The organism is Pedobacter sp. V48 (genome assembly GCF_000523515.1).
Taxonomy (GTDB): domain Bacteria; phylum Bacteroidota; class Bacteroidia; order Sphingobacteriales; family Sphingobacteriaceae; genus Pedobacter.
This window is the reverse complement of sequence record NZ_AWRU01000001.1, coordinates 236,726-249,339: the sequence shown is the minus strand read 5'-3', so window position 1 is coordinate 249,339 and position 12,614 is coordinate 236,726. Positions and strand designations below refer to the sequence as shown.

9 protein-coding genes are annotated in these 12,614 nt (G+C 37.1%); 8 read left to right on the top strand and 1 reads right to left on the bottom strand.

The window, feature by feature from the left end; all coding sequences use genetic code 11:
• The first annotated feature begins 6 nt into the window (after window positions 1–6).
• The 8 genes from N824_RS00925 (at window position 7) to N824_RS00890 (ending at window position 11,620) form a co-directional block, all read left to right on the top strand.
• A complete protein-coding gene (locus tag N824_RS00925) occupies window positions 7–1,650 on the top strand; it encodes a RagB/SusD family nutrient uptake outer membrane protein (protein ID WP_048903243.1) in 1,644 nt (547 codons plus the stop codon).
• A gap of 143 nt (window positions 1,651–1,793) precedes the next feature.
• Window positions 1,794–3,221: an aryl-sulfate sulfotransferase gene (locus tag N824_RS00920; protein ID WP_048903242.1), complete on the top strand. Its 1,428-nt coding sequence runs from the start codon at window positions 1,794–1,796 to the stop codon at window positions 3,219–3,221.
• A gap of 3 nt (window positions 3,222–3,224) precedes the next feature.
• Window positions 3,225–5,105: a glycoside hydrolase family 97 protein gene (locus N824_RS00915; RefSeq protein WP_048903241.1), complete on the top strand. Its 1,881-nt coding sequence runs from the start codon at window positions 3,225–3,227 to the stop codon at window positions 5,103–5,105.
• Between the two features lie 105 nt (window positions 5,106–5,210).
• The gene (locus tag N824_RS00910; RefSeq protein ID WP_152541955.1) at window positions 5,211–7,532 is read left to right on the top strand and encodes a hypothetical protein; all 2,322 of its coding nucleotides are present in this window, start codon (window positions 5,211–5,213) and stop codon (window positions 7,530–7,532) included.
• A 2-nt stretch (window positions 7,533–7,534) separates the two neighbouring features.
• Complete coding sequence (locus tag N824_RS00905; protein WP_048903239.1) at window positions 7,535–8,419, top strand: aldo/keto reductase; 885 nt, start codon at window positions 7,535–7,537, stop codon at window positions 8,417–8,419.
• Between the two features lie 6 nt (window positions 8,420–8,425).
• Window positions 8,426–9,598, top strand: coding sequence for an enolase C-terminal domain-like protein (locus tag N824_RS00900; protein ID WP_048903238.1), 1,173 nt, complete (start codon window positions 8,426–8,428; stop codon window positions 9,596–9,598).
• Between the two features lie 14 nt (window positions 9,599–9,612).
• Complete coding sequence (locus N824_RS00895) at window positions 9,613–11,184, top strand: sodium/solute symporter (protein WP_048903237.1); 1,572 nt, start codon at window positions 9,613–9,615, stop codon at window positions 11,182–11,184.
• A gap of 7 nt (window positions 11,185–11,191) precedes the next feature.
• Window positions 11,192–11,620, top strand: a complete 429-nt coding sequence (locus N824_RS00890; protein ID WP_048903236.1) for an L-rhamnose mutarotase — start codon at window positions 11,192–11,194, stop codon at window positions 11,618–11,620.
• Here the strand turns inward: N824_RS00890 and N824_RS00885 are convergent.
• A complete protein-coding gene (locus tag N824_RS00885; protein ID WP_048903235.1) occupies window positions 11,610–12,476 on the bottom strand; it encodes an AraC family transcriptional regulator in 867 nt (288 codons plus the stop codon). The two genes, N824_RS00890 and N824_RS00885, sit on opposite strands and share 11 nt — an antisense overlap.
• Window positions 12,477–12,614 lie beyond the last annotated feature (138 nt).

Here is a 12,614-nt window from a genome sequence, read left to right as displayed (position 1 = left end):
GAAATTATGAATAGAAATATAATTAAAACAATGGCAGTGGTACTTCCACTTGCGTTGTTAACGATATATGGTTGTAAAAAAGATTTTCTTAAAACAACAAATCCAAATAAAATTACTGAAGAACAATTCTGGAAAACTGAAGCTGATTTAAAATCGGCTGTAGCTTCCGTTTATAGTCTTTTAAGACAGCCTTTATATGGTTATTGGGGTGCATTTACTGGTATCCAGAACATCAATTCGTTGGGCGATGATGTGCTTACATTTCCAGGTGGTGAAGCTGCTACTACTAATATTGCTTTATTCACAAATGAAGCTACAAATTCAGATGCATCTTCTACTTTTTCATCGCTTTATAAATCCATTTATCGCGCAAATTTAGTATTGGCTAATGCCGATAAGGTGGAGGTTAGTGATGATTTGAAGAAGTCATATATTGCTGAGACCAAATTTCTGCGTGGACTTTGTTACTTTACATTGGCGTCTAATTTCGGAGACGTGCCACTTATTATTGCCCCGGCAAAAACTGCCGATGATCAATTTATGCCAAGCAAACCTGTCGCGGAGGTTTATGCACAGGCAATTTCAGATTTTACAGATGCCCAAAATGGGTTGCCAACTACAAGGCCTTCTGCAGATTTGGGCAGAGCAACAAGTGGTGCTGCCATTGCTTATTTAGGTAAAGCATATCTGTATACCAAAGATTATCAAAAAGCGGAGACCACGTTGGCCTTGTTAAATACTGCTCCATATGCTTACGATTTAATCTCTGAATATTCTGAAAACTTTACCGATAAAAATGAGTTTAACAAAGAAGCTGTTTTTCAATGGGTTTATGGCCCTTTTGGCGATCCTTATGGTCCTTGGGGTGTAGAAGGAGCAAACTCACCTATGTATAATTATTTACCTCAGTTGATTGGCCCTCCTGCTGGAGGCGGATGGTTTAAATATGTTCCAACCAATTATCTTATCAATCAATTTATGTTGGAAAAAAGACCTGCTGGCTCGGATACTAAATTCGACAAAAGAATGTATTATACCTTATCATGGAAACGTTCGAATTTCGGCGAAACCGATATCACCTGGTATGGCGGAACCAAAACTTTTGATGACCTATGGGCTTCTGCTCAGGCTAATATATCGAAAATCGACCCCAAATCATTGTTAGATATATCAGGAACTAATCAGTTCTTGATCAATAAATTTACCAATGGTTGGAGCGGTAAAGAGAGTGCAGACAATTATTGGTCGGCAACGCCTTCTACTGCTAATAATGTAATTATGCGTTATGCAGAGGTATTGCTTATGCATGCCGAAGCTGCTGCTCAAAATGGAGATTTAGCAAAAGCAATTGCTGATATTAACAGAATTAGAGTAAGAGCAGGACTACCAGAGAAAACTGGGGCAAACCTTCCTGACTTAACAAGTGTTATGAACGAAATTAGTCATCAAAAGTTGTTAGAGATGTTTTTTGAACAAAATAGATGGCAAGATTTAAAACGCTGGTATACACCTGCACAGTTAAAGGTGCATTTTATGGAAACAAACAAGCAAGGTGCCCAATATTTACAGCCTAGGAATTATGTTTTCCCAATTCCGACAGCTGAGTTACAAACCAATAACAAAATTGAACAAAACCCCTTATGGCGGTAGTTCTTTAAATAGGCTCTCAAAAATGGGTGCCCATTTTGGGTGCCTAAAAAAGGTAGGTCGTCATTATGATGATTGTGGTCATCATGATGATGACGGCCTCACCTTTAAACCCACAGATTTAAAGTCATATATATTTATATTAAATGTTTTCAAAAATAAACCGCTCAAGAATATTTGTTATTGGAATAATGATCATTGTAATCTGTGTTAATGCGTGTAATGATTATGTATTTAGTACTTTCAAAAATATTTCATTGAATGAAACAGCAGATGGAAACTCACTAAGAGTTGCAGTTCAATTTTCTTGTGCTAAACCTGAAGATGCATACATTGAATATTGGCTAAATGGCCAAAAGGATAAATTAAATGCAACTCCTGTTTCTAAACAAAGAAGTGACTTTAAAATTGTGTTAACCAATTTGAAATTTAATTCCACTTATCAATATCGTATTGTATCGGGAAATGGCGGTGTAAGGTTCGAATCTGAGATATATACTTTTAAAACAAAAGATGTTCCCGACCAATTACTTGGCTTGTATCATGTAAATCTTCAAAATGAGCAGGAATTACCAACTGAATTTAAAGCTGGTAGCATGTTGGTTTACAACAGAGAAACACCGGGTTGTATTGGGATGATAGATTTTCAGGGTACCTTAAGGTGGTATCAGAGATTCCATAATACCGGGGTTAAGGTAGCTCATTTTACACAAAACAAAACTATTCTTTCAATTTTAGCCCCAATGGACTATCCAACGAGCTATGGAAATGAAATTTTGGAATTGTCTCTAACCGGTGATACCATTTTTCATTTAAAGAAAGGAGTGATGGATTTTAAACAAACAATTCATCATGAAATATTACTTAATGCGAAAAATCAATACGTTACCTTAAGCGCAGATGAAAAACTTATCGATTTAAGGGCTGTAGGAGGCAAAGAAGCCGATACAGTTAAAGGGGATGGTATCTTGGTGTTAGATAAATCAGGAAAAAAAATATGGAGCTGGAGTGTATTTGAAGCGCTTGATCCTTTAAAAGAAAAAAACATTTTAAAAGAGGCAAAAGATTGGATGCATGCCAACAGCCTTTTTATTGATACGGATGGAAACTACATCATTTCATTTTACAATAACGGCCAGATCTGGAAAGTTAATGCCACAAACAAAAAAGTGATGTGGAAGTTCGGAAAGGGAGGAGATTTTGCATTGCCTAAAGGTGCTGAGTTCGATCAGGGACATGCAGTTCATATAAATAGTAGACGCAACCTCGTGCTATTTGATAATGGGACCAGCAAAAAGCGTTCGCAGATATTAGTCTTTGATTTAAATCCGGTATCCAAACGAATATCTTTAAAATTGCAGACTCAATTACATGAAGGAACTTTTACAGATAGAATGGGAAGTGCCTATCTAATTAACGATAGTACTATTTTAACCTGCGTTTCTAAACAAAATCAGGTGTTTCTTATCAATAAAAATGGCAAAGTGTTTTGGAGTATGATGTGTGCCAACACACCTTACCGTGTAGAGTTTATTCCATTTAGTAAATCAAAACCTTATATAGGAGCATTGTAAAATATGAATAAATTTCTGCTGGTACTGTGTTTTATAAGTAATTCTCTAATACTTCAGGCAAAAGAGGTAAAAGTATTAAGCCCCGATAAAAAAACAGTATTAATCTTTAGCACAGGCAATTCTTTAAGCTATTCTATTTCTTATGCAGGTGTTCAGGTTATCGCTAATTCTCCTTTAGGACTCGAATTTGAAAATGACAATCCATTGTCAGAAAACCTTGCAATTGTTTCTGCAAAACGAAAACTTGTAAATGAGCAATGGAACCCGGTATACGGAGAAAAAAATACGTATTCTGATAATTATAATGAAGTTACCATTCAATTTAAAGAGCATAAAGAGCCTTTTCGTTTGTTCTCGGTTACTTCAAGAGTTTATAATGAAGGTGTCGCATTTAAATATAATGTGCCTGCCACTAAGCAAGTTATTGTTTCCCGTGAACTTACTGGTTTCAAGTTTACTAAGGACTACCCTTCCTGGATTACCGGAGCTGCGCAGGCAAAATACAGCCGGGGCAATATCAGTAAAACTGTGAATGGAACTGAGCGGCCATATGTAATTGAAATGGGGCAAAACCGTTTCATTGCTTTGGGGGAAGCAGCATTGGTAGATCATGCTAGAATGAAATTTAGCCGATCTGCAAAAGATAGTTTAATGCTTGTTGCTGCTCTTGATGGTAAAGCAGTTTATAATACCGATTTTTCAACTCCGTGGCGCTTTGTCATGATTGCAGAATCAGCCGGTAAACTGTTAGAAAACAATTATTTTATTCTGAATCTTAATCATTCTTCTGCCCTAGTAGATGCATCATGGATAAAACCTGGCAAAGTAATTCGTGAAGTAACACTTACCACAACAGGTGGTAAAGCGAGCATAGATTTTGCCGCCAAACACAATTTACGATATATAGAATTTGATGCTGGTTGGTATGGCCATGAGTACGATAACGCATCAAGTGCATTAGCTGTAAATGTCGATCCTTCGAGATCTGCGGGGCCATTGGCGCTGCAGGAAATAATAGATTACGGAAAGCTTAAAGATGTTGGTGTAATTCTTTATGTAAATCAGAGGGCATTATCCAGACAGTTAGATTCGATACTGCCATTATTTAAATCTTGGGGTGTAAAAGGTATTAAATACGGTTTTGTTAATGTAGGATCGCAACAAAATACGTCCTGGTTGCATGAAGCAGTCAGAAAAGCTGCCGACAATCAGCTGATGATTGATATTCATGATGAATACCGGCCAACAGGATATTCCAGAACTTATCCGAATTTATTAACTCAGGAAGGAATACGTGGAGAAGAAGAAAGTCCAGATAACCATCAGGTATTAATTACCATGTTTACTCGGATGATTGCAGGTGCTGGGGATTTTACCAATTGTTATTTTGCCCCCAGAGTAAACAATATGGGTTCTCATGCCTCTCAAATGGCAAAGGCAATTTGTATTTACAGCCCATGGCAATTTGTGTATTGGTACGACCGACCCGACGATTCACCTAGACAAAAAGGTGGAGCGGGATCTACTGCTTCTGTTATAAGTGAAATCCCTGATCTTAGTTTTTACGATGCTCTACCTACTGTGTGGGACGATACAAAAGTGATAGAAGCAAAGATAGGGGAGTTCGGAACTATCGCACGTAAAAGCGGAGACGATTGGTATGTTGGAACTTTAACGTATAAAGCAAGAAACTTCGCGTTGCCACTCCTTTTTTTAAATAAAAATAAACAGTATGAAGCCACGGTTTATAATGATGACGCCTCTCTTTTAACACCAACCAAACTCGCAATAAAGAAAATGAATGTAAATGCATCAGCTGTTTTAAATATTCAGTTACAGCCTAAAAATGGTCAGGCAATAATTATCAGACCTATAAAAAACTGATCTACATTTCATGCAAAAAAAACATTACTAATAGTCAAATTATGGGTGGTATTAAGCCACCTATAGTTTAATCTTTACGCTAAACTAGTAAAATAGATTATGGGAATGAAGAATTTAAGGGTGACGTTGATTGGTTTTCTTTGTTTAAGCAGTGGAACGGTTTCATTAGCACAAGAACCAGTTGGATCCCTTAATGAATTATTAAGAGATATAAACGGTTCATTAAGATTGTCGGTAAAGGAATTTAATGGAACAGACTTACTATCCGAACAGCCATTTAACAAAGAGTTGTTGCAGACAAAAACAGGTAATTGGAGTATGCAATTTAAGGCAAGTCCGGTTTCGAAGCATCCCGGAGTTATGGATGTTTCTACGTCATTTCGCTTAAACAGTGGTGTTGCTAAGTCATCAGCAGTTTCAGTTTCCTTTGATTTTAGTAAATGGAATCCAGAAAACTATGTGTTAGTACCTGCTTCTGTTTACAATGGAAACCGTTACCGAGCAATTGGAAACAGTTACAGTCCACAATACCCAAAGGATATGTATTATAACCCTTCCGTGCCGCTTACTATTTCTAACAATCCCCGACTTTCAATTGAATCAAATAAAGCCTCGCTTGTAGAGTTGACAACAGGAAATGTGGCTACGCCCGCATTGTGTTTTTTCTCAAAAAAGGAACAAAAAGGATTTGTTGTACTTACTGAGCAAATGACCAGATTGGGTAGCAGCGGATTAACTATTACGGAAAATGCAGCAAAAGACAGCTGTTCTTTCAGTATTTCTGCACCTGCAGTTCGTAAAATGGCAACCGGCTTTGGTGATTTTCACATAAGTGGTGACAAAGCACCCGATTGGAATTCTGGTGATGAGATAACGTTAAACTTTAAAGTATACGTTTTTAATGCTGCCAACATTCCAGATCTTTTAAAGAAGTTTATGCAGGTACGTAAAGCGCTTTCAGGTTTAAACCACCCTCGTAACATAATACCTATGAGTAAATTGTTTGAAGTAGCTACAAATATATGTAAAGGGAACTTTGTTGATGTTCCTGCAGGATCATTTTATAGACCTGAAAACAATAAGAATTTTCAGCTTGGATGGGTTAGTGGAATGATGAATACCTACCCAATGTTAACTCTTAATGATAAAAAGGAGAGAGATAGGGTTATTGCTGAATTGGATTTTGTGGTAAATAAATTGCAAGGAAAAAGCGGATATTTTTATGGAGGAATTACAGCTGGCGGAGAAATTATTCCTGAAAAGATGTCTCCTGATTTTAAACCAATTCAGGCCATGGTAAGGAAAAATGCGGATGCGTTGCTTTGGCTCATAAAACATATGCAACTGTTAAAAGCTCAGGGCTATGGCAAAAGTGTTAAACCGGAGTGGGAAAATGCAACTGAAAAGCTCGCTGCTGCCTTCGTAAATACCTGGAATAAAGATGGAGAATTTGGTCAGTACATTGTTCCTGAAACGGGCGAAATTGCTGTATATAATTCAACGGCTGGTGCTATTGTTCCGGCAGGCTTGGCAATGGCATCCGATTATTTTCACAATAAGGAATGGATGAAGGTGGCTCGGGATGCAGCTAAATTTTATTATCAGCGGGATGTTGAAAAGCAAGGTTTAACAGGAGGTCATTGTGGAGATATATCTCAAGATGCCGATTCTGAATCCGCATTTGGGTTCTTAGAATCGCTAATGGCTTTGTATTATTACACAGGACAAAAAGAATGGTTGAATAGGGCAGAAGTTCAAGCTGCATTAGGTGCTACGTGGACGTTTTCTTATGACCCTGTTTTTCCTCCAAATAGTGAAATAGGAAAGCTTAAGAGCAATATGGCCGGCGCTATTTGGGCCAGTATTCAAAATAAGCATGCGGCTCCCGGTATTTGCACGGCTTCGGGAGATTATATCTTTAAGCTATTCAGGGCTACAGGTAATCCGCTTTATGCAGATTTGATCAGAGATATTCAGCACGCACATGCCGAAGCAGTAAATATGCCGGGGCATTTAACAACTAATAACCTGATTGGTTCTTCAATGGAAAGAATTCAGCTAAGTGATGCCGAAGGGAAAGGAAGTATTGGTAATTTTATAAACACGCGTAACTCGTGGACAGAAACAAATGGGGTACTGATGGCTTTGGAAATCCCTGGCATTTATGTTAATATGAATCATAAAAAATTATACGTTTTTGATCATGTAAAAGCTCAGGTATTATCAATTGATAAATCAGGTATTACCATTCAACTCAAAAATGAAACGGAATACGATGCAAGTGTGTCGGTACTGGCCGAAACTGAAAAACAGGCCAGAAAACCCTTAAGTTATACGGCATTTTTAAGATGGCCTAAGGTTAAGGTTAAAACTGGCGGAACTATAATGATTAAAGTTAACCCTGCAAATGGCATAACAATGCTATAATTATGATAAAGGAGACAAATAAATTGGTGCTGGGCACTGCCGGACTTGGCGGTATTTGGAGGGAGATTGATGCTCAGGAATCAATATTGACAATTCTGGATGCCCTTAAATGCCGAATAGTGGCTATAGACACTGCTCCTGCCTATGGAGATGCGGAGGAGCTGGTAGGAAAAGCTTTAAAACAATGGACTGGTAAAAGACCGTTGATTAGTACAAAAGTGGGTCGCTTAAAAGGTTACAAGGTTGACGAAGCACACTATAATTACACCGCCGATGGCATGAAAAGGAGTGTGGAAAACAGCTTAAAATCATTAAACATTCCGATTATAGACATTCTATTTTTACATGACCCTGCTGCAATTCCTCCATCTGATATAGAACAGGTTTTGAAGCAGATGGAATTCTTTATGCATCAAGGCTATGCAAAAAGAATTGGTTTGGGTGGTAACGCACCCGAATGGTTTGAACCCTATTTTAAATCTAACCAGTTCGATGTCATTATGGAATATAACAGGCTTAATGCTTGTTGTATTGATGCTTTGGACAATACTATCCCTTTTTGTAGAGATAACAATAGAAAATATTACGCGGCCAGTCCTTTAAACATGGGATTGTTAGGTTGTAGTTTTTCTGAATTCACAACTTCTCCTCCCAACTGGCTCGGATTAAAAAATATTGAGCAGGCGAAAAGAGTTAATTCAATAGCAGATAAATATAACATTTCGCTGCAGGAGCTTGCACATCGATTTCTTTTAACCATTCCGGCTGAGTTTAAAATTGTAATTGGTGCTGCAGACAGGATGCAATTAAGGGACACCCTTGATGCAATGAAATTGGGTGAATTGCCTACGGAAATTTATAATGAAATACTACTAACGCTTAATTGACAATAGATGTACGATATAGATAATGAGATTTTTAATATAAAAAGAATTAGGATAAGAGTTCTGGAGCAGGTTGCAGCAATAACTCCTTTTCAGGATGCTACTATGGGGCCTTTCCCCAACTTCGGAATATCAATTATAACCATAGAGGATGAGGATGGGAACTTGGGAGAAGCCCCGGTTTATAATAGCTATATGAACATTCTGGAATCCTGTATTTTCCCAATACTTTTTCACAGCCGATCGGTCCCTTATAAAGAGTTTTATCCTAAATTATATTGGTCTATTAGAAATGAAGGATTTAAAGGTGCGGCTGGGGCAATATTGGGCCAGGTTGATATGGCTTTGTATGATTTGGCCGCAAGGCGTAGAAAAGTTCCATTGTATAGATATATTGGCAGTACTCAAAATGATGTGAAAATGTATGGCAGTGGAGGAGGTACCAATTATACACTCCAGGAACTGGAAACCGAAGTGAGTTTTTTGATGAATAAAGGTGTTGACTGCTACAAAATGAAGATTGGAAAAGACTTTGGGGCAAAAATAAATGAGGACATTAACAGAGTGAAATTTGTAAAGAGTTTGGCCGGTAATAAAATGAAGATCGCGGTGGACGTAAATCAGATTTGGAACTGTAATGATGTGTTTAAATTTGTTGATGCCATTGGAGAAGAAAATTTATGTTGGTTAGAAGAGCCTATACATTCAGCTGCTTATGATCAAATTGAACTACTTTGTGAAAAATTATCGGTTACTGTAGCTTATGGGGAATCCGAGCGGACATCAAAGATCTTCCCAACCCTTGTTGATTCCGGAGTTAGACACCTACAGCCTGTTCCAACACAATTAGGTGGAATGAAAGAGTGGATGGAAATAAGAGACCTTTGCGAAAATAAAAATTTGCAATTCTCTTCTGGTGGATATTCCCTATATTCAGCGTTTCTCATGACTTCCGCAAATAGGGATAGTATGATTGAGTACTTATATCCGCTGATGTATGGGTTAGAAAAATATTTTTTAGTCAGACCAGTCTGGGAAAACGGCAGATTCTACTTGTCCGAAATAGAGGGGCTGCCGGTAAGAATTGATTGGGATTATTGTTATAAAGAAAATAAGATAGTACAAGAGCGGTTATGGGAAAAACAAGATGTTTCAAAATATAACCCTGTTGTGTCTATGTAACTAGGGGACCAACTTTGAGTTTATCATTCAATTACATCGATTATATAATTTTAGGGCTATACGCCCTTGCTTTATTTTGTATTGGTTTTCGCTTTAGTAAAAAAGAGAAAAATCAGGAAGATATATTTTTGGGTGGCCGAACGCTGAAGTGGTGGCAAATTGGTTTTTCTATGTTTAGTGCCAATGCCGGCCCTATGATGTTAATTGGATTTGCAGGTATTGGTTTTTCTCATGGTATTGTTGGCAGTAATTTTGAATTGCTGGCCTGGGTCTTTTTAATGCTGTTATCCATGGTTTTTTTGCCCTACTACTTAAAAGCCAAAATAAGTACTATCCCCCAGTTTTTACTGATTCGATTTGGTAAAAGATCGTATAATTTTCTGGTTATCTATAGCTTAATTTCAATATTAGTCGTATGGTTAGGCAGTGCTTTGTATGCGGGGGGGCTTTTAATTTCGGGAATATTTAATTGTTMCTTATTTATAGCCGTTGTTATAATTGCTATTGTGGCCACTAGTTTTACTGCTATTGGAGGACTAAAGGCGGTAGTCCGTACAGGGGTTTTTCAATCGATAATTATTATAGTTTCTTCAATACTGCTTACTTTTTTGGGTTTTCAGAAAATTGGCAGCGTAGATTTACTGGTTAGCCAAACGCCAGACTCTTTTTGGAAGTTATTTTTGCCTGCGTCAAACCCCGAATACTCATGGATAGCTATTGTTTTAGGTTATCCGGTGGTGGCTATTTATTATTGGTGTGCCGATCAGACGATTGTGCAAAAAGTGCTGGCGGCAAAGAATTTAAAAGAAGGCCAGTATGGAGCAATATTCATTGGAGCGCTTAAAATCATAATGCCATTAATATTTATTCTTCCTGGTATTATGTGTTATGTTTTATTTAAAGATACAGCCCAGGCCGATAATGCCTACATTACTATGATTAAAGAATTAATGCCTCATGGTTTACTGGGTCTAAGCATTGCGGCATTAATAGCATCATTGATTGATACGGTATCTTCCAGTTTAAATTCTTTTTGTACAGTGTTTACATTGGATGTTGTTTCGCAGATTAAGGTGCTTAATCAGAAGCAACAGATAAAAATGGGAAAATGGATAACTATTATTGCCGCAATAGTAGGTGTAGGTATCGCCATGGTTTTTTCCTATTCAGGGAAAAATTTTTTTGAATTAAGTCAAGGCTTGGTTTCTATACTTGCTCCACCGCTGTCTGTCGTATTTCTGGCAGGCATCATTTGGAAACGTGTGAATAGCACATCTGTGGAGATAGTTCTTTATGGTGGTGGGTTGGTTTGCTTAATTCTTGGGGCATGTCATGTATTAAATTATCCTTATAAAGGTTATTGGCCTCATTTCCTTTTGCTTTCATTTTATCTGTTCGTAGCGTTAAGTATTGTTATTATAGTAGTAACATTAATTACAAAACCGGCAATAAACTCGGTAATCCCTTCACTTCTTGAGTCAAAAAATGAGCCGACAGAAGAAGATGCTTACAATTCCAAACCTATTTGGCTGGCATGGTTAGGCTTGGCATCTGTCATGATTATAATTTACTTACTTTTTAACTAATACTTTGATGAAAAAAAAAATCCTTCAGTTGGCATCAATAATTTTTACTTGTTCCTTTATCATGTGCAGCCCGGCTAATTCTGATAAGGAATCTGCACTTGTTGAAAAAGTATTTGTAGTAAATACAGTGGATACCGATAAAAAACTGAATGAGTATTTAGCATACCATAAGCAAATTTGGCCGGAGGTAGAGGCTGGCTTTAAGAAAGCAGGTTATAAAAGTATTACACTTTACCATTTTAATGATCTTATTGTGATGACGATCATGGTTCCTGAAAATGCAGATTTAAACGAAATGGGAAAGTTGGCAGAATCTTATAGCCCCCGTTGTGCAGAATGGAATAAATTAATGAATACTTATCAAAAAGGAGTTAATGGTACTTCTGAAGGACAGAAATGGGTTGAGGTAATTCCTTTTTACAAGTTTAAGCAGTAATTTTATATTGCTTAATAAAGTCTCTTGGCGATAAGCCCTTTACTTCTTTGAAGTGCTTATTGAAATTAGAGATGTTGTTGTAGCCACTTATGTAGCAGGTTTCTGTTACATTATGGTTGCCTTCAATTAACAATTTAGCGGCATGCCCAACCCTTATTTCTTTTATAAATTCAACTAAAGTTCTGTTGGTTTTAAGCTTAAAAAACCGGCAGAAAGCGGCTGTAGACATGGGGATGATTGAAGCAACATCCTGTAAAGAAATGTCTTCTTTGAAATTATTGAATATATAATCAAACACACGGTTGATTTTATTTGCTTCAGTTGAACTTTCTATGATATTAAAAGAAGGGGATGACAGCGTTCTACATGAGTTAGATTGAGATAAAACATCTAAAAGCTGGAGCATTAATGCAGCCCGGGATAACCCTGTTTCAAATAACATTTGATTCAGAATCATTTTTGCTCTTGCTACTGTAGGTCCTGAAAATAAAATACCTTTTGAAGCATTTTCGAATAGATGATTTAGAGCAGAGGCTTCTGGCTTCGATAGTAAATCTCTTCCCAAAAAATCCGGGAAAAAGTGTACAACAATTGCTTGCGGTTGTACTTTGTCGTCTATAGTATTATAGTATTGCCAGCAATGTGGTAAATAACTTCCCAAAAGCACGAGTTCTGTGCCACTGAAATCTTCGATATGATCGCCGACAAAACGCTTACCAAAACAATTTTCAATTAATGCAATCTCAAAATTAACATGAGACTTTAATGAAGTATACTTTTTTACTTCCAGAATTTCTGATCGCACAGTAAATGATTGGTCAGGGGGAAAGGTAAAGTTCTCGTAGATATACTGCATTTCTATGGTTTATTGGGTCTAATATATAAAGCTAATTAAATATAGTCTATTTATGGTTAGATGTAAGGGCTTGATGCAAAAAAAACATTGCAATTAATCAAATTAACGGTAGTTGTAAATAACTATTGTTAAGAGATT